Source organism: Clostridium sp. L2-50 (genome assembly GCF_000154245.1).
Taxonomy (GTDB): Bacteria; Bacillota; Clostridia; order Lachnospirales; family Lachnospiraceae; genus Coprococcus.
This window is the reverse complement of the sequence record NZ_DS480312.1, coordinates 92285-111992: the sequence shown is the minus strand read 5'-3', so window position 1 is coordinate 111992 and position 19708 is coordinate 92285. Positions and strand designations below refer to the sequence as shown.

The following is a 19708-nucleotide window of genomic DNA, read 5'->3' as shown; positions in this document are numbered from 1 at the left end:
GCTTTTTACATAAAAAAGGAGGATCTTGATATGGGGAGAGATATTGTACTGGCAAAAATAAAAAAAAGGTGGAATCACAGCGGTTGTCGGCGGAGCAGTGTTAATGCTGATTTTCGGATTGATCACAATAGGTGTGATGTCAGATAATGCAGATGACGGAATGGGTATGATCATTTTGTTTGGTTTATTTGCATTATTAGGAATTGTATTTATCATAATAGGGATTCGTAATATTGTAAGACCTGAAAAAACCGGCTATTTGAAAAATAACCCGCAGCTTTTGGAGATGGCCGACCAGTTATATTCGCATATAATATATGAAGACCAATATGTATTGATTTCCGATAAGGTGCTTGCGAATAAGAAGCAGCCGACACAGATGACCTGGCTCTGGGATGTATATCTGATCTATCTGCATACTACATCGACGAACTTTATTCCAACCGGAAGTGAATATGTAATCGAAAATCGTTTTCAAAAGAACCGTGTTGCTATTAATGTACTGGCAAGAGGGAAAAAGAGTAAACAGGAGTTGTTGAATGTACTTGCACAGGCATGTCCAAATGCGAGATTTGGATATTCTGATGAGGGGTTGGCATATCTTCAGTATATGAGAAATCAGGATCTCAGAAATATCCCGAATACACCTTATTATCAGGGAGTACCGGTGCAGATGCAGGACAATGTGCAGCAGTAATTAGAATATGCAGTAGGAAGATAAAGTATAGATAGAATGTGTAACAAAAAGCAGATAATGTGACAGCAGATCGATACTGCATAGAATAACAGCTTACATAGTGGAGACTTAAGAACAGATAGAAAGCAGGAATTGAGATGGAACGTAAACATGAATATCAGACAAAGAGCAGACAGATGATCCTTGATTATCTGATCCGGAATAAAGATCGTGCCGTTCATGTGTCGGATATTATACGGCATATGGATCAGGAAGAGTGTTCGGTAAATAAAACAACTGTATACCGATATCTGGATAAGCTGGTCGCAGAGAAGACACTGATGAAATATGTGGCTGATAAGGGCGAAAAAGCAGGATATCAGTATGTAGAACAGCCATCCAGGTGTCAGAAGCATCTACATCTGCAATGCTCCGAATGTGGAAAGGTCATCCATCTGGACTGTGATTTCATGAAAGAGATATCAGAGCACATTTTGTCTGATCATGGGTTCACACTTTGCTGCAAGGATTCCATTTTATATGGTGTCTGCGACGAATGCAGTAAGAAAGAAAAGAAACAGAAAAATAAAACCAGATAACAGGAATTTCCATGCTGAAAATTGAATATTTCTGATAATAGGAGTTGACATTGGGCAAAATAATGCTATAATCTGATAATGCAACTTGGTTGCAAATTATATTTTCAGGAATGAGATGGATAGTATGGAATTGTTATTTGATTCGTTTTCAGATGCACTGATCGATAGTGTAAAATTAATACCATTTTTATTAGTGACATATCTGCTGATGGAATGGTTGGAGCAGAGAACAGAAGAAAAGCAGAAGCAATATATGCAGTCTGCCGGTGCGTTTGGTCCGTTGGCAGGTGGAGCACTTGGAATCGTCCCACAGTGTGGATTTTCCTGTGTGGCAGCGAACCTTTACAGTGGTGGTGTGATCACAGCAGGAGTTGTGCTTGCGGTATTTATGTCAACCTCTGATGAGATGCTTCCAATCTTTATTTCGCATACAGTAAATGCCGGTACAATTATTCGTATCCTGCTTGCAAAAATGTGTATTGCGATCGTTACAGGTTATGCAGTCGATCTTGCAAATAAATATATCCGCAGAAGATATCTGGCAGGAAGAAAAACGAAGCACACAGCGTCTTCAAAAAACGATAATTCTAAAAATACAGACAGTGCAGATAAAGAAAAATATTCGAAGCATTCTGGATATTCCGTTCAGGCAACACAGACAGTCAATGCAGAATGTACACATAATTATAAAGATACTCATACACATAATGGAAAAAGTGTGCATGTGCATGATGAAAAAAATATGCATACCCACGATGAAAAAAGTACACACACACATCATGGACATATCCATTATGATGGTACGGACATAGAAGAAAAACATATCCATGATCTGTGTGAGCAGGAACACTGCAACTGTGAGGATGGAATCTGGATGTCGGCGTTAAAGCACACCTTGAAGATTACGGTATTTATTCTGGCGGTATCCTTTGTGTTAAATATTATTATCGGTATCGCAGGGGAAGATGCGATTGGAAGACTTCTTGGTGATGTACCGTTCCTTGGAGAAGCAATGGCAGCACTGATTGGACTGATACCAAACTGTGCACCGTCTGTTATCATTACAGAGCTTTATCTGGACGGAATGCTCAGTTCTGGAGCAATGATGTCAGGATTGCTTGTCAGTGCAGGCGTAGGACTTCTGGTATTGTTCCGTATGAACCGCCACAGATTAAAAGAAAACATTATGGTCGTTGGAACCTTGTATGTTACCAGTGTGTGCTGGGGATTATTGATCAATCTGTTGGGTATCACATTTTAAATAGAAAGAACAGCGAGAACAGAAAGAATGGAACAGAAAACAGCAATAGTTATCGGGGCATCAACAGGAATTGGTGCAGCAACGGCGGAAGCCCTTGCACAACAATATAAAAAAATAGCCATAACGTCATTTCGCCATCCGAAAAAGTTGAAAGAGGTTCAACAGAAGATACTTGCGCAGGGCACAGATTGTTATGCAGAGATCGGTGATGCCGGAGATTTTACATTTGTAAGACAGTTTATAGAGCATGTAATCGAACATTTTGGTAAGAAGATTGATCTGTTGGTCAATAACGCCGGAATTTCTTATGTCGGGCTGCTGACCGATATGGATGAAACGGACTGGAAAAGAATTATAGATACGAATATAACGTCAGTATTTAATACATGCCGTCAGGTTGTGCCATACATGGTGCATGCACATAAGGGACGTATTATCAACATTTCATCTGTATGGGGCAATGTCGGGGCCTCCTGTGAGGTAGCGTATTCAGCGACCAAAGGTGCGGTCAATGCATTCACAAAGGCTCTTGCGAAAGAGCTTGCACCGAGCGGTATAGCGGTGAATGCAATCGCATTTGGAGCTATCGATACTACGATGAACGGGCATCTGTCATCGGAAGAAAAAAATGCATTGGAAGAGGAAATTCCGTTTGGCAGGATGGGAACAGAGACAGAGGCTGCAGAATTTATCATAACGGTAGCAAATGCCGGCAGCTATCTGACCGGACAGATACTGACCTTTGATGGCGGCTGGCAGTAGATCGGTAAACGTTTTGCAATTTCCCCAATTCTCTATTGAAAAATTGTTCATATTGCTATAAAATAAGCTATGCAAAGTTGCGCAGATATGGGGTAGAGATTATGGGAATAAAGTTTATTAAAAAGAAAAAGGGCGAGGTTGTAGCAGCAAACGTGCCGGCAGATCTAAAGACAACAGTGGATAAAGATGGAAATGTTGAGATCGTATCAAAGAATTTTACAATGACAACGAGCCAACAGCCGAAGCGCGAGCCGGAAATAGTTGAATGGACATGCTGGGGATGTGGGCATGTAAACAGTGGAGATGTTTGTGAGGTATGCGGAAAAAAACGGGTACAGAAATAAGCAGCAGACTGTTTATCAGATTTGATAATTATATAACAGTATATATAAAAGATTCTTGTATGTATATTATATAGGAATCTTTTTTACTTTATAGGCAAGATCGCCCTATAAAGTAAAAAGTGCTCCGCTGAGGGTGCGCACTTCGCGAAGAAGTTAATTGCCTTGTAAATTTGCGTAGGTGCGAAAGACCCGCAAGTGACTCTTTATTTTTATTCGGAGAAAGTAAGAGGGGAATAAGGTTTGAAATTATAATGACAGAATTTATCAGGCAGAGAAAATAAGAAATTAGAAATGCAGGTTGAAATTTAAAAGTACGTTTGGTATACTCATTAGGTAATTTTTCAGGTGCAATAAAGGTGTACAGAAAAGTAATGATTTTGGTGCATTTGTGATGCACGGGATTGATAGTCTGTTTAACAAAAAGAACGGAACGGATATTCCGGGACAAGCATTATATTTTATAAATAAAATGGAGGCCAGAAAATGGGTAAAAAAGTATTGAGATTATTTCTGGAAACAATGCTCAGAGCCGTTGTAATCATTCTTGCAGTTGGCATTGTTGTAATAGGAGCACTGCTTATAAAGACATTAGTAAAGAATAATTCTCTGAAAGACAGTAAGAAGACGACAACAGGAAAAGAAATAGTAACAGAAGCAGAGGATGAAAATGATCCGACGTTTAATAATGGAGATGACGAGAACAGTGGATCGGACGGAGCGGATGAAACCGGTGCGGTTGCATCTACAGATGCTAAAATCCTTGTTATTAATGCAACAGGAACCAGTGGAGTTGCCGGTGCATGGAAGACCGCATTAGAGGGTAAAGGATATACTTCGGTAGAAGTTGGTACTTATAATCAGTCGGCGATCGCGACATCAAAGGTATGCGTATCCGGTTCATATGATGGAGCAGATCTTGCTGCGGAATTTTCATCACCGGAAATGTCAACCACAGATACGTTATCAGCATCCGATTTTGATGTGCCGATTGACGGATATGATATTATTGTAATCGTTGGAACAAGTGATATTAAAAACTAAACAGCAGGATGATCGGATTGCCTATCTATACAGATTGTTCATACAGACAGAGAAGCAGGTGTTATTACAGAAATGTGATGTGCCTGCTTTTTTTGTTTTAAATGTCATCATGTATAAAGAATATTTTACAGGTGCAAGGATGTTTGTGTATAACTGCTATTTATAATCAATGGTGACTATGCCGAAAAAAATCGGACATACTATATAAAAATTGTATGGAAGGCAGTTGCATGAACAAAAATCGAGAAACGATAGAAACGTATGTATTGTTAACGGTGGCGGCGTTTTTGATGTCACTGGGTGTTGTTTGGATTTTTAACAGTGAACAGATAGTTCCCGGAGGCGTGACCGGAATAGGAATTATAATAGAAAATCTGACGGAAAATATGGGAACTGGAATTCCGGTCTGGTTGACGAATTTGGTTATCAATGTTCCGTTATTTATATGGGGGTATTTTCTGCTCGATAGAAAAAGTATGGTAAGGACAGCATATACAACGGTTATTTCTACAGCATTTCTGGCAGTTATTCCTGCACTTCCGCTTGCAACGCATGACAGACTTTTGAATATGATTCTTGGCGGAGTTATATTTGGTTGCGCTTATGGTCTTATGTTTCGTCTGAATGCGTCATCCGGCGGCGTGGATCTTATGGCATTGATATTGAATCATATGAGAAACGATATTGGTGCGCCGTTATTCCTTGGGGGTATAGACATAGTGATCGTAATAGCAGGCGGAATTGCATTTGGCCTGGAAAATATGCTGTATGCTGTTATTGCAATCGTAATATCAACAAAATTATCTGATATGATCGTACAGGGAATCAGACATGGAAAACTGGTTTACATTATTTCTTCCAGATGCGATGAGATCAAATCCTGTATCATAAATGATATTGGAAGAGGTGTAACAGTATTGAAAACAAAGGGTGGTTATACGAATGAAGGGCGTGTAATGATAATTTCGGTTTTGTCAAGTAGACAATTAGTAGAATTAAAGGATAAAATAAGGACAATTGATGAAAAATCTTTTATGATTGTAGGGCAGGTAACGGAGGTTTTTGGTGAAGGTTTCACAAAATTCTCGTCTTAAATCTTCTTAAATCGATGCGAAAATCGTCAAAATGTTAGTTTTTTTGCGGTCGTATACAAAACAAACAAAACATTAAATTTTTTTTTGGGCAATAATCATATGGTTTAAAGAAGGGGAATGTTGTAAAATGACACTATGTTCAGAACGAATGAATAAATAAAACAATACTATATAATATTTACGGAGGTATTTGCAGAATGGCAAGTTTATCACTTAAGAACATCTATAAGGTATATCCTAACGGATTTAATGCTGTTAAGGATTTCAACCTTGAAATTGAAGATAAGGAGTTCATCATTTTCGTTGGACCTTCAGGATGTGGTAAGTCAACAACTCTTAGAATGATCGCAGGTCTTGAGGATATCAGCTCAGGTGAGTTATGGATCGGCGACAAGCTTGTAAATGACGTAGAGCCTAAGGATAGAGATATCGCAATGGTATTCCAGAACTACGCTCTGTATCCGCATATGTCAGTATATGACAACATGGCATTCGGACTTAAGTTAAGAAAGGCTCCGAAGGAGAAGATTGACAAGGCTGTTCATGAAGCTGCTAAGATCCTTGATATTGAACACTTACTTGACAGAAAGCCAAAGGCTTTATCAGGTGGTCAGAGACAGCGTGTGGCTATGGGTCGAGCAATCGTTCGTGAACCTAAGGTATTCCTTATGGATGAGCCACTTTCAAACCTTGATGCGAAACTTCGTGTACAGATGCGTGTTGAGATTTCCAAGTTACATCAGAGATTACAGACAACTATCATCTACGTTACACATGACCAGACAGAGGCTATGACACTTGGTACAAGAATCGTAGTTATGAAGGATGGTATTATTCAGCAGGTAGATACACCACAGAACTTATACGATAAGCCATGTAACTTATTCGTAGCCGGTTTCATGGGTATGCCACCTATGAACTTCATTGATTGTAAGGTAGTTAAGTCCGGAGCAGACATTCTCTTAATGTTTGGTTCACACTCAATTAAAGTTCCTGATAGTAAGGCTGAGAGACTTATTGCACTTGATGCAGTTGATAAGGAAGTTGTTCTTGGTATTCGTCCTGAAGATATCCATGATGAGCAGCTCTTCATCGAGTCATCACCGGAAAGCGTTATTGATGCAAGAATCAATATTTACGAAATGTTAGGTGCTGAAGTTTACTTATACTTCACAATCGATCAGTTCGATATCACAGCAAGAGTTAATGCTCGTACAACAGCTAGACCTGGCGATACAGTACAGTTTGCATTTGACTTAAGCAAGATTCATATCTTTGATAAGGAAACAGAGGAGATCTTAGTAAGCTAATAGATCATACATACTTAAATATTTATAAACAAACAGGGAAAATGCAGAAATTTCTGCATTTTCTCTTTTTTTTTTTCGCAATATGATTTAGAATAGGTACAGTAGTGTATTTTGTTATTCGTATGTTTTCCGGGAGGCTTATCCGTCAGGCAGAATGGATGGGGAAAGAATACGGAATCCGAATATAAGAATAAGGAGTGTAGAATATATGATATCGAACCAGATACTTCAGGATACGATTGATGGATTAAAGAATATTACAAGAACCGATCTGTGTGTTCTTGATACAGAAGGAAAGATTCTTGCATCTACATTTAAGGATGTAGATGACTGTGAAGAAGCAGTACTTGCGTTTGTTGATTCCCCGGCAGAGAGTCAGGCAATTCGTGATTACCAGTTCTTTAAGGTGTTTGATGATAACCAGTTAGAACATATCTTGCTTGCAAAGGGGGAGACAGATGATACTTACATGGTTGGTAAGATCGCAGCGTTCCAGATTCAGAATCTCTTAGTTGCATATAAGGAGCGTTTTGATAAGGATAACTTCATCAAAAATCTGCTGTTAGATAATCTGTTGCTTGTTGATATTTACAACAGAGCAAAGAAGCTTCACATTGATACAGATGTAAGGAGAATCGTATTTATCATTGAGACAAAGAATGAGAAGGATACAAATGCCCTTGAAACAGTTCGTAATATCTTTTCTACAAAGACAAAGGATTTTATTACCGCTGTGGATGAGAAGAACATCATTCTTGTAAAGGAAGTAAAGCAGACAGAATCCTATGATGATATGAATAAGATTGCCAAGGTTGTTGTAGATATGCTGAATACAGAGGTTATGTCTTCTGTTCATGTATCATATGGTACGATCGTAAATGAGATTAAGGAAGTATCCCGTTCTTATAAAGAAGCTAAGATGGCACTGGATGTAGGAAAGATCTTCTACGAGAACCAGAACATTATCGCATATAGTAATCTTGGAATCGGACGTCTGATCTATCAGCTTCCGCTCCCACTCTGCAAGATGTTCATTCGTGAGATTTTCGATGGCAAATCACCGGATGAGTTCGACGAAGAGACCCTTACTACTATTGATAAGTTTTTTGAGAACAGTCTGAATGTATCAGAGACCTCCAGACAGTTATATATTCACAGAAATACTCTGGTTTATCGTTTGGATAAGCTTCAGAAGAGTACCGGTCTGGATCTTCGTGTATTTGAGGATGCGATCACATTTAAGATTGCGTTAATGGTAGTTAAGTATATGAAGTATATGGAGTCATTAGACTATTAAAAGGAAGAATCTGGACTCTTTGTAATATATTGTATGCAGGATTTACACATATATTTCACATTTTACTGCTATACTTGCAAAAGCAAAGAGTGAGAAAGTACAGACGTTAAATTTGAAAGGAAACCATTATGATAGAGTTAGAGAATGTTACTATGACCTACCCAGGTGGTATGACGGCTCTGAAGAATGTTAATATTAATATAGAGAAAGGCGAATTTGTCTTTATTGTTGGTAGCAGCGGATCAGGTAAGACAACATTGATCAAGCTGTTATTAAAGGAATTAGATCCGACCTCTGGGTCTATCCGTGTAGCAGGATATAATTATAAAACTATAAAAAGAAAGAATATTCCGAAGGTCAGAAGAAAGATCGGAGTTGTATTTCAGAATTTCAGACTGTTAAAGGACAGAACCATCTATGAAAATGTTGCATTTGCACAGAGAGTTATACAGACTCCTGCGAGATACATCAGACGTAGAGTTCCGGCTATGCTGACGCTGGTAGGTCTTGCGGATAAGTATAAATCTTATCCGAAGGAGCTTTCTGGTGGAGAGCAGCAGAGAGTTGCCATGGCAAGAGCACTGGTAAACAATCCGGAAATCATCCTTGCCGATGAGCCAACCGGTAACCTGGATCCGAAGAACTCACAGGATATCATGGAACTGCTTGATGATATCAATAAGCGTGGAACAACAGTGGTTGTCGTAACTCATAATAAGGATATTGTAAATGAGATGCGAAAGAGAGTAATCACATTAAAAAAAGGTGTGGTTATCAGCGATGAAAAACAAGGTGGTTATATAGATGAAGATTAGTACATTCTTTTATATCCTGAGACAGGGATTTACGAACATCAGAAGAAATATATTGTTCTCTCTTGCATCAATCGGTACAATTATTTCATGTTTGTTCATATTTGGTATTGTATATGCAGTTGTTGTAAACTTTCAGTCAGGAATGAAGGATTTGGAGAATAATGTAACGATATCGATTTTCTTTGAAGAAGATATTCCGGACGAAACGGTTCAGTTGATCGGTGAACAGATACGAGTCCTTGATTATGTAAATACAATGGATTATATCAGTGCAGATGAAGCATTTGATAAGTTCTGTGAGCAGAATTATGATGATCCTGAGGCTGCAAAGGCAGCATTCGGAGATGATAACCCGTTAAAGAATTCTGCTTCTTATGAGGTAACGTTGAAGGATGTATCCAAACAGGCTGAGTTTGTAGCATTTGCAAAAGGTTTAGACGGAGTGCGAAATGTCAGAAGTTCTGAGGTTACAGCTGACAGTATCTCGACATTGTCCTCATTGGTAGGATATGCTTCTATCGGAATTGTGGTAATCCTGATGTTGGTATCCATCTTCCTGATCAGCAATACGATTACCATTGGCATTACAGTTCGTAAGGAAGAAATTGCAATTATGAAATTGATCGGTGCAACGAACTTCTTTGTACGTGCGCCGTTCATAATAGAAGGTATTATTATCGGAGCAGTCGGTTCTGTTATTCCGCTTTATCTGTTATATGTTATGTATCAGAAGATTCTGGAATATGTGGCAGGACGATTTGCAGTAATTACATCTGTATTCGCATTTGTAAGTAAGGAAGAATTGTTTAAAACAATGATTCCTGTTGGGCTTATTTTAGGTATAGGTGTAGGTTTATTTGGTAGTTTGATCACTACCAGAAAACATTTGAAAGTATAAGAGGAGGTCTTTATTTTGAAGAAAATTCAGATACCGTTAATGAAAAAATTCAAAAAGACGGCGCTTGTTATTGTATGTGCAGTTGCACTTGCTGCAATGCCGCCTGTATCTCGGGTTTCGGCAACGAGTATTCAGGATGCAAAGGACAGCAAGAATGAAGCGGAAGGAAATAAAAAAGAAGCTCAGGGCGTGTTGGATGGCCTTGAAGAGAAGCAGAATAAGTTGATCAGTGATGTAGAAGCACTGGATAAGCAGGTTTCAGATATTCAGACGCAGATTACTGCAAAGGAAGAAGAAGAAGATAAATTAAATACAGAGATTGATGAGACAAAGAAGAATCTTGCAGCAGCGCAGGTTGAGGAAGACAATCAGTATGCAGCAATGATGAAGCGTATTCAGTATCTCTATGAAAATGGAGAAGTTGAGTACATAGATACATTGATGTCATCCGCATCTTTTACGGATATGTTAAATAAGTCAGAATATGTAGAGCAGATCTCAAGCTATGACCAGAAGCAGTTAAATGCACTGATCGATACAAGACAGAAGATCCAAGAATATGAGACAACTCTCGAGACAGATTTGAAAGAGGTTGAATCTGTTAAAGCAGATCTGGAAACACAGAAATCAAATCTGGATGTAGCAATCAATGAGAAGAATCAGAAGATTGCTGAATATTCACAGGATATCGATGCACAGAAATCTTTGGTTGAGAAATATCAGAAAGAAATGGATGCAGCAGATGCCCAGATTGCGGAGATTCAGAGAAAACTTGCAGAACAGCAGGCTGCACAGCAGCAGAGCAGTGGCGGAAGCGGAAGTACTACACCACAGTATTATACACCGAGCGGTGGATCATTTATGTGGCCGGCTACACAGGGAAGCAGAATCAGCTCGTATTTTGGACCGAGAACATCACCTACAGCAGGTGCAAGTTCTAACCATAAGGGAATCGATATTCCATGTCCAACCGGAAGTGATGTTGTTGCATCAGCGGCCGGTACGGTTGTTATCTCGCAGTACAGTTCATCCGCAGGATATTACATTATGATCGATCATGGAAATGGTATATCTACTGTATATATGCACAATTCCCAGCTGGTAGTCGGTGTGGGTCAGACAGTAGAACAGGGACAGGTAATTGCAAAGGCAGGAAGCACCGGATATAGTACAGGTTCACATTGCCATTTTGGTGTAATGATAAACGGAACTTATGTAAATCCACTTGATTACCTGTAAAACAAGATGAAGACCGAAACCGCAGAAATGTGATCACGGTCAGAATTGTGGGATTTTACAGAATTACACATAGGATAAAACAACAGACAGATCGGGTGAAAACTGGATTTGTCTGTTGTCGTTTATAAAAGAAAATTTACAGAATACCTATAGGATTATACATAATTTATGATCTGACATATGGGTAAATGTATATTTTTAAGTTTATGAAAGGACGCTGATGCGAAAAATGCATCACTGGAGGTAACATGAGACATAATTTTAAGAGATGGATTCTCGGTGTGGTGGTTATAGCCGGATGCGCCGGAATGATGGGTTGTTCTTTTACTAAGGATAATTCAAAGAGTGGTGATCTGAATTCAGATGCCGGAAAGCGACATAATAATCTGGATTATGATGGTTCGGTCGTAGACGAAAACACGTTGGAGAAGCTTGCGAGTCTGGAAACGATTATCGATAAGTCCTATTATTTTGACACCTCAGACGAGGATATGCAGAATGGTCTGTATGCTGGCTTGATCGAGGCGTTGGATGATCCATATGCAAAATATTATACACCAGAGGAATATGCAAAACTGCAGGAAGACAGCTCCGGTGAATATGCAGGTATCGGTGTTGTCGTAAGACAGGATGAGGAAACCGGATATGCGATTGCGGTTAGCATTACAGAGGATTCACCGGCTTCCGAAGTAGACATCAAACCTGACGATCTGATCTGTAAGATTGATGATTATGAGATTCAGGAATCCGACGATCTGGACTATCTGGTTACAAAGATACGTGGAGAAGAAGGTACGGATGTTACCCTTGAAATCTATAGACCAAGTGAGAGAAAGTATCATACAGTAACCATTACCAGAAGAAAACTGGAGAACAGTACCGTTTCCTACTTTATGGCAGATGCAGATAAGAAGATTGGTTACGTCCGTGTAACACAGTTTGTAGCAAATACAAATGATTTATTCAGGGATGCTGTAGAAGATCTGAAGTCTCAGGGCATGACAGCACTGATGATCGACCTTCGTTCAGATCCGGGTGGAATGTTAACTACAGTTGTCGATATGTGCGATTATCTGCTCCCTGCCGGAAAAATCGTATATCAGGAAGATAAGAATGGAAATGTCTTATCAACTTATGAATCTACGGACGATGAGCAGCTTGATCTTCCGATGGTAGTGCTTGTAAATGGGGAGAGCGCAAGTGCATCTGAGATCATGACAGCAGCATTAAAGGAATATGGTGTTGCGACGATCATTGGCGAGAACACATATGGAAAGGGAATCGTACAGTCGGTTATTCCGCTTTCTGATGGCTCAGCAATAAAGCTTACAACTGCCAAATATTTCACTCCAAATGGAAATGACATTCATAAGAAGGGTGTAGCTCCGGATATCGAAGTGAAATTACCGGAAGATTATACGGCAGATGATTTCCAAGGCGAGAAGGATACACAGTACCAGAAAGGTCTGGAAGTATTGCGCGGGAAGGTAAAATAGAGCAGGATTAGGTGTAGAAAATAGAATAATTACATGGTATAATATGCGTAAGCATTGAGCCGTGCCAAAATAAACTCTGATGATTCGGCTGCTTGCAGACGAAAGCATTAGAGTTTATTTTGATAGGGCGAAAGCCCGACAACGAGGAAATACGAAGTATTTGCGAGTGCGCACGGCGAAAAGGAAAACCCGTGCGAGAGAGGAAATACGAAGTATTTGCGAGTGCGCACGGCGAAAAGGAAAACCCGTGCGAGAGAGGAAATACGAAGTATTTGCGAGTGCGCACGGGTAAGAAAAATAAAGGAGAAACTTTCATGAATAAGGAATTGATTATCGTACTGGACTTTGGTGGTCAGTACAATCAGCTTATTGCACGAAGGGTCAGAGAATGTAATGTCTATGCAGAAGTACATCCGTACACTATGAGCATTGACGAGATCAAGAAGATGAACCCGAAAGGCATTATTTTCACCGGTGGACCGAATAGTGTATACAAAGCTGATTCACCAAGTTACAGCAAGGAAATTTTTGAACTGGGTATTCCAATCCTTGGAATCTGTTATGGTTCACAGTTGATGGCACATGTGCTCGGCGGTAAGGTAGCAACTGCTCCGGTCAGTGAATATGGCAGAACTGAGGTAACAGTGGATAAGAATTCCATTTTGTTTAAAGATGTAAATAAATCAACAATCTGCTGGATGAGTCATACCGACTATATCGCAGAAGCACCGGAAGGATTTGTATCAACTGCAACGACTCCAAACTGTCCATTTGCGGCAATGGAAAATGCAGAGAAGAACTTGTATGCAACACAGTTCCATCCAGAGGTTATGCATACAGAAGAAGGAATGAAGATGCTTCGTGCATTTGTCATGGATGTATGTAAATGCTCCGGTGACTGGAAGATGGATTCTTTCGTTGAAGATACGATCAAGAGTCTGCGTGAGAAGATTGGAAATGGAAAAGTGCTCTGTGCATTATCCGGTGGTGTAGATTCATCGGTTGCAGCCGTTCTGTTATCCAAGGCAGTCGGCAAGCAGCTTACCTGTGTATTTGTCGATCAGGGACTTCTTCGTAAGAACGAGGGTGATGAAGTCGAAGCAGTATTTGGTCCGGATGGTCCATATGATCTGAACTTCATCCGTGTAAATGCGCAGGATCGTTTCTACCAGAAACTTGCAGGAGTTGTTGAACCGGAAGCAAAACGTAAGATCATCGGTGAAGAATTTATCCGTGTATTTGAGGAAGAAGCAAAGAAGATCGGCGCTGTCGACTTCTTGGTACAGGGAACAATTTACCCTGATGTGATCGAATCCGGTCTCGGAAAATCTGCAACGATCAAGAGTCACCACAACGTAGGCGGACTTCCGGATTATGTTGATTTCAAAGAAATTGTTGAACCGCTTCGTCTCCTGTTCAAGGACGAGGTTCGTAAAGCGGGTCGTGAGCTTGGTATCCCAGAGTATCTGGTAAGCCGTCAGCCATTCCCGGGTCCGGGTCTTGGAATCCGTATTGTTGGGGAAGTAACGGCTGAGAAGGTTAAGATTGTTCAGGATGCTGACTATATCTATCGTGAGGAGATTGCAAAAGCAGGTCTTGATAAAGGACTTGGACAGTATTTTGCAGCGCTTACCAACATGCGTTCGGTTGGTGTTATGGGTGATGAACGTACCTACGACTATGCAGTTGCACTTCGTGCCGTATGCACCAGTGATTTCATGACTGCTGACTGCGCGGATATTCCGTTTGAAGTATTGCAGAGAGTAATGACAAGAATTATTAATGAAGTGAAGGGTGTCAATCGAGTAATGTATGATCTGACGAGTAAGCCACCTGGAACGATTGAGTTTGAGTAGTAAACAGAGCTTCAGAAACAGCGAAAACAAGCCGTTTCTGGAGCTTTTTTGTTAGGGCAAGACCCTGTTTCCAGGATGAAATTTTTCGTGTTCCGAAAAATGGAATGCTGGAAACAAATAAACCACTTGCTATGCGAGTGGTTGGAAATGCTTTAGCTTACAGAAAAAATCTCCAGTGCTATAATAATGTTGGTTCGCCAACCACATTACAAGCAGAGGTATCCATATGGATATGAATAGTTTAGCACACACCAAATGGAATTGTAAGTATCACATTGTATTTGCACCAAAGTATCGTAGAAAAATAATATATGGACAGCTAAAGCGTGATTTAGGTAACTTCCATTTTAAAGAAGGTGGACAGAATTATCATTCTGTAGGTGAGGTGGATGAAATTCAAGTGATTATTCAGGATAGTGGTTCTGTAAAAGCACCTGAATATTCTCATACAGCGAATAGGTCATATGCCATTGTGCAAAATGGTAAACTTAAGCATCTTACATTTTATGATGAAACACACAGTCAGGTAGTCAGTATTGATCTGATGCATCAGCATCACGGCTTGTATTTGCTTAGGCATAACAATCACTCGGGAGATTATTAGTATTGTAAAGATAGAACATGAAATTAATGTCGAGGGAGAGCATAGACAAGAAGATGCAATTAAGAAAATAGAGTCAGAAAGCATTACAAGAATATAATACTCAAGGTTGGTTTTATCAACTGCAGAAATGGATATTACTCACATTTTTTGTAACAATGAAATTTTAGAAGAATACACATAAAGGAGAGAAGGTTTATGTCACATATTAATTTTGATTTTCTGACGGAAAGCTTTTTGTTTGGTTATGGGTTGGAGGACAATTTCAGTGCGTTAAGCGATTATGAATTAGAGAAAGAATTGAACAGATACAGAGAATATGTTATTTCAAACATGGGGGAAATTTGTAGAGAAATAATATTTGATTCAAGAAAAATTGCAGTGACCATAGAATCTTTTTCGGAACGACCAAGAGAAGAATTGTTAAAGCAGCTGGCTCTTTATGTAGATGTAGTAACTATTTCAGATCCATTATTTGAATTAACCGAGAAAAAAAGCAATTCTACTAAAGTTATGGCTGAATATTATGGAATGAATAGTGATAATACTATTGATAGAGAACAGTTGGTAGCTGCTTTAAAATATATGAAGGAAAGCACAATACTGGTTGTATGCAACTATGTAAAATATATTCCCATTTCATATCTACATGAGGCACCAATGAATGTGCCTATTACTTATGATGCAAATAACTATAGCAAGAGTCTGCCTCAACCTATAATGGACTTTCTTAAAAAGAATGTTCAAGTACATAACACAGTTAGGATGGATGGAGGTTTACGTGTTGAGTTAGACAAACCATTGACTAGAGGAACAGGATTATTCATCCATTTCCCTGATTGTGGATTTAGAAATGGAGAAATTGTTCAATATCAAGAGAGTGAAGTAGTTGATTTTGATGAAAATACAAGAAAGGCCACATTTAGGTTTTTTACACCTGACAATATTTCACAGGATACTTTTAATATTTGGTTAGATCAATCGGTAAATAAAGCATGTTTACATATGTATGATGAAACTTTTCAAGAAGTTTATTTAGCAAGTAGATTAAATACAATGTATCTAACGCAATCTACATTGAAGGCACAATTGCTGTCAAAAGAGATGGGGAAACAATCTGTTGATAGCCAGATTGCCAATATGGCTCTTCGACTTGATGTTCCAGTATTAGAGAATAGTAAAATAACTGATATTATTAGTATTCGAAATGATTATGGAGAGAGTTTTGCAAATTTTAGAACTGAACTTGGCGAAAAATTATTACATTTGTCAAATATAAAGGACAATGAACAATTAGAAAATGAATTGCAAGAAGTGACATATGCGATTAATGAAACATATATAAATCAAATAAATCGAGAAACGCGTTCGATAATCAGATCCCTTGGGATAGAAACAACGATAGCAACTGGCTCATTGCTTACAAATAGTATGATGAGTGGAAATAATATGTTAAGCTTAATTGCGGCGTCAGTAGCTGCAATTGGTGGAATAAAAGACACAGTCAAGTTATTTGGTGATGTGAGAGAGAGACCTGGATATTTTCTTTGGAAATTGAATAAAGAAAATAAGCAGAATAAAAGGTAATTGAATGATATATAAGATGTTGGTAGGTTGTGGTGATGAATACTTGGGATTTACCACTTGTAAATTAACTTCATCAGAGTCATAATACCAGTAGGAACATTGATATCCATTCGTGATACCCGAATGATACCTGAAATTTTGAAAACTGAAAATAATAAAGAGAAATAGACGAAAAGACGTTGTTTTCGGAAGCAAAAATCGACTCAAACACAGGAAATAACTTAACCTGTAGGGAGTTTGAATAACGGATTAAAATGCCGAAAACCTGTATTTATGCGTGCTTCCGGCATTTGTTTTATCAAATGGCTCTAGTTTGGCTCTATTTGTGGGCGGGATAAGGGGTCAAATGAAAAACTAAATTCCAGTTCTAACTGACTTGACCTCGTATTTTCGGTTTTGAGCAACTTTTTTGAAGATACCCTATACAAAAGTACCCTGAAAAGTGCTATAATTCGTGTTATGAAGTCTGTTTGTTTGCATGGCAAACAGACGACTGGAGCAGTTTGAGAAAAAATAAATTCCACCCGTCTAACGTCAGAAATGAAGTTGGATTTTGCGCTTCGTGGTCGCTCGGTGGTTATCTATCTGCTTCTTTTATGATTATACCGGCTGGCAAGGGTCAATCGTCTGGGGAGACAAATATCGACTTGCTGGACGGTATTTTTGTTTTATAAAGTTAATCTTGAGAATGGTAAATCTTCGTCATACTTTTCATATGCGTTATTCTTAAAGTACAGGAATTCTTCATTAAGATTTCTCCATTCTATAAAGGCTTCAAGATAACGTAATTCGTTGAGATACCGCTCATTATCATCCGTTATGTCAAGCATGTGTTCATTGAGAATTTCGTAGCGTTCTTCCAGGCGTTTATACTTCTTTTTGTACTTTTTAGCCATTGATATCACCACCTTCCGTAGACGCTTTGTTTCTTTTGGAAACGTTGTCTTCAATAAGAGAAGGCTTCAGACAGACATCGTCAGCTGGAATTCTAACCTGTCCTGCAAGAGCTGGTATCTTTGCATCAAGAAGCAGGGCAGCCAAATCAAAAGGAGTTGCGCCATTTAAGCTGTCTCTTGCGGTAGAGTTGATATGGCTGGTCATAAGATTGATGTCATCTTGTGTGTATCGATACATGCTACGACCTTTGGGAATAACATAGCGAATGTATTCATGATTCTTTTCCAAACGTCCTTTTTGATTGGAAACATAAGGGTCACAGTAGAATACATAGGTTCTGTGGGTTCCGGATTCGGTCTTTTCGATATCCCATGGATTTTTAAATTCAGAACCATTGTCCGTCAGAATTACCGGAAAATACTTCTTAAAGGTTCTGATGCCAAGAACTTCGGTAAGATCATTTATTGCTTTGATTACGCTTCTTTGGGTGCAGTCCGGCATAAGTATTACAATCATAAAACTACAGCTTCTAAAGAGTAGTGTGAGAAGGTATTTTCCTTTATCGCGTCCACCCTTGACTGTATCCATTTCAACAACATCAAGGTCCGGATGAGCCTCCATAAAACGCTCAAAATCCACATAGGTACGTTTGTTACGATATACCTGTTGAAGATTTTTGTTCTTTCTTGGTTCGGACTTTTTCTTCCGTTTTTTGTAACGGACACGGCGAGGTAAATCAATGTTTCTTGCCTGAAACACACGCTGATCCAGATAGTTGTAGAGTGTTCTTCTGCATACAGGAATCTCATCAGCATGTACTGCAAAGATATGACTTAATGGCTGTCCCTTCAAGATAAGGGGAGATATTAAATCGTTGAGTTCCTGCAATTCTTCCGGAGTCATGTTAATGCCTTTACGGGAATTATAAAGATTTTTCTCGTATTGCCTTTGGGCATAAGAAGCATCATATATTTTCTTGTCCAGAGGACAGGATTTGTAATCCTCACAGTAATTACAAACATATGGTGGTTTGTTAATTTTATCGCATTTGTAAGGCAAGAAATACGGACATACATTGGTTGGGTTACGACGATAACAGCGTTTGCAATAGAAGGAGCAGTAGCGATTATGGTAACTTTGACAATGGAGTTCACTACTTAATAAATCACAGTCTTTGTAATGTTTACAGAGATTGCATTTGTAGCTGTGTTTAGCAGGAACAGTTTTAGAGTAACGTTTTACTTCCTTTGAAATAGTAGAAGGATCTTTATGCAAGACTTCACCTATGGAAGAAAAAGTACTCTTTTGCAACAGTTCCTGTTCTATATAAGTCCTGTTGGACAGGGTTAAATGTTTTTGATTATGTTCGCTCATATGGTAATCCTTTCCAACAGACAGATAACCATATGAGATTGTAACAAAAACTATGTGCAAGAGTAAATTCCGGATTTCTGTTTTTGAGGGTAAAAAAACTGGAATTTAAAAATTCACTTTACGATGTGGAATAAGGGCAGAGGGAGATGATTCCTCTGCTGACTTATTTTACAACTTGAAAAAAGTGTTCGAGAAATCAAATAAAATGTTTTACAACGAAATTGAGATAATATATAATAAAATAGTGAAATTGTATTCCTAAAGGCACGGAGGATAATATGGCTGTATCATACAATAAATTATGGAAATTAATGATTGATAAAAAAATAAATAAGAGCCAACTGTGTAAAAAGATAAAAATTAGCAGTAGTACTATGGCTAAAATGACAAATGAAGAGATGGTTGCTATGACCGTATTAGAAAAAATATGTGCTGAATTGGAATGTGATATATCTGATATTATGGAGTTTACTGATTTAGCTGAAGTAAAGAAAAAAATCCATAAAGAGAATACAAGTCCAGATAATGGGACAGTAAATGTGAGATAATGAGGTAGAACAA

The 19708-nt window shown here is 38.7% G+C and carries 19 protein-coding genes and 1 pseudogene; 18 read left to right on the top strand and 2 right to left on the bottom strand.

Going from position 1 to position 19708, the window contains the following annotated elements; all coding sequences use genetic code 11:
* Window positions 1-103 precede the first annotated feature (103 nt).
* The 17 genes and pseudogenes from CLOL250_RS00660 to CLOL250_RS14005 all read left to right on the top strand — a co-directional run bounded on the left by CLOL250_RS00660 (window position 104) and on the right by CLOL250_RS14005 (window position 17550).
* Window positions 104-697 (top strand): hypothetical protein, encoded by a 594-nt coding sequence (locus CLOL250_RS00660; protein ID WP_008399912.1) that lies wholly within the window; start codon window positions 104-106, stop codon window positions 695-697.
* 137 nt (window positions 698-834) lie between these two features.
* Complete coding sequence (locus tag CLOL250_RS00655) at window positions 835-1275, top strand: Fur family transcriptional regulator (RefSeq protein WP_008399910.1); 441 nt, start codon at window positions 835-837, stop codon at window positions 1273-1275.
* 124 nt (window positions 1276-1399) lie between these two features.
* Window positions 1400-2536, top strand: a complete 1137-nt coding sequence (locus CLOL250_RS00650) for a putative manganese transporter (protein WP_147554341.1) — start codon at window positions 1400-1402, stop codon at window positions 2534-2536.
* A gap of 27 nt (window positions 2537-2563) precedes the next feature.
* A complete protein-coding gene (gene ymfI, locus CLOL250_RS00645) occupies window positions 2564-3298 on the top strand; it encodes an elongation factor P 5-aminopentanone reductase (protein ID WP_008399907.1) in 735 nt (244 codons plus the stop codon).
* Between the two features lie 101 nt (window positions 3299-3399).
* The gene (locus CLOL250_RS00640; RefSeq protein WP_008399905.1) at window positions 3400-3642 is read left to right on the top strand and encodes a hypothetical protein; all 243 of its coding nucleotides are present in this window, start codon (window positions 3400-3402) and stop codon (window positions 3640-3642) included.
* Between the two features lie 483 nt (window positions 3643-4125).
* A complete protein-coding gene (locus CLOL250_RS00635; protein ID WP_008399899.1) occupies window positions 4126-4683 on the top strand; it encodes a LytR C-terminal domain-containing protein in 558 nt (185 codons plus the stop codon).
* A gap of 230 nt (window positions 4684-4913) precedes the next feature.
* Window positions 4914-5777, top strand: coding sequence for a YitT family protein (locus CLOL250_RS00630; RefSeq protein ID WP_044944531.1), 864 nt, complete (start codon window positions 4914-4916; stop codon window positions 5775-5777).
* Between the two features lie 197 nt (window positions 5778-5974).
* Window positions 5975-7087, top strand: a complete 1113-nt coding sequence (locus tag CLOL250_RS00625) for an ABC transporter ATP-binding protein (RefSeq protein ID WP_008399896.1) — start codon at window positions 5975-5977, stop codon at window positions 7085-7087.
* 208 nt (window positions 7088-7295) lie between these two features.
* The gene (locus CLOL250_RS00620) at window positions 7296-8384 is read left to right on the top strand and encodes a PucR family transcriptional regulator (RefSeq protein WP_021943137.1); all 1089 of its coding nucleotides are present in this window, start codon (window positions 7296-7298) and stop codon (window positions 8382-8384) included.
* A gap of 128 nt (window positions 8385-8512) precedes the next feature.
* Complete coding sequence (ftsE, locus tag CLOL250_RS00615; RefSeq protein WP_008399894.1) at window positions 8513-9199, top strand: cell division ATP-binding protein FtsE; 687 nt, start codon at window positions 8513-8515, stop codon at window positions 9197-9199.
* On the top strand, window positions 9189-10097 hold the full coding sequence (gene ftsX / locus CLOL250_RS00610; RefSeq protein ID WP_008399892.1) for a permease-like cell division protein FtsX: 909 nt from the start codon (window positions 9189-9191) through the stop codon (window positions 10095-10097). The genes ftsE and ftsX overlap by 11 nt, the downstream gene beginning before the upstream one ends.
* Window positions 10098-10112: 15 nt before the next feature.
* Window positions 10113-11336, top strand: a complete 1224-nt coding sequence (locus tag CLOL250_RS00605) for a murein hydrolase activator EnvC family protein (protein ID WP_119962515.1) — start codon at window positions 10113-10115, stop codon at window positions 11334-11336.
* Between the two features lie 248 nt (window positions 11337-11584).
* On the top strand, window positions 11585-12832 hold the full coding sequence (locus CLOL250_RS00600) for a S41 family peptidase (RefSeq protein ID WP_008399890.1): 1248 nt from the start codon (window positions 11585-11587) through the stop codon (window positions 12830-12832).
* A 314-nt stretch (window positions 12833-13146) separates the two neighbouring features.
* Window positions 13147-14688, top strand: coding sequence for a glutamine-hydrolyzing GMP synthase (guaA, locus tag CLOL250_RS00595; protein ID WP_044944527.1), 1542 nt, complete (start codon window positions 13147-13149; stop codon window positions 14686-14688).
* Window positions 14689-14914: 226 nt separating this feature from the next.
* Window positions 14915-15025 (top strand): annotated as a pseudogene (locus CLOL250_RS14010) (transposase); the annotation flags it as partial.
* 462 nt (window positions 15026-15487) lie between these two features.
* On the top strand, window positions 15488-16876 hold the full coding sequence (locus CLOL250_RS00580; protein ID WP_008399886.1) for a hypothetical protein: 1389 nt from the start codon (window positions 15488-15490) through the stop codon (window positions 16874-16876).
* A gap of 503 nt (window positions 16877-17379) precedes the next feature.
* A complete protein-coding gene (locus CLOL250_RS14005; RefSeq protein ID WP_274922215.1) occupies window positions 17380-17550 on the top strand; it encodes a hypothetical protein in 171 nt (56 codons plus the stop codon).
* Here the strand turns inward: CLOL250_RS14005 and CLOL250_RS00570 are convergent.
* Both CLOL250_RS00570 and CLOL250_RS00565 read right to left on the bottom strand, forming a co-directional pair.
* The gene (locus CLOL250_RS00570; RefSeq protein ID WP_008399884.1) at window positions 17545-17772 is read right to left on the bottom strand and encodes a hypothetical protein; all 228 of its coding nucleotides are present in this window, start codon (window positions 17770-17772) and stop codon (window positions 17545-17547) included. The two genes, CLOL250_RS14005 and CLOL250_RS00570, sit on opposite strands and share 6 nt — an antisense overlap.
* Window positions 17765-19147, bottom strand: coding sequence for an IS30 family transposase (locus tag CLOL250_RS00565; protein WP_044944526.1), 1383 nt, complete (start codon window positions 19145-19147; stop codon window positions 17765-17767). The genes CLOL250_RS00570 and CLOL250_RS00565 overlap by 8 nt, the downstream gene beginning before the upstream one ends.
* Before the next feature lie 278 nt (window positions 19148-19425).
* Between CLOL250_RS00565 and CLOL250_RS00560 the strand changes: the two genes are divergently transcribed.
* Window positions 19426-19695, top strand: coding sequence for a helix-turn-helix domain-containing protein (locus CLOL250_RS00560; RefSeq protein ID WP_008399880.1), 270 nt, complete (start codon window positions 19426-19428; stop codon window positions 19693-19695).
* Window positions 19696-19708: the final 13 nt, after the last annotated feature.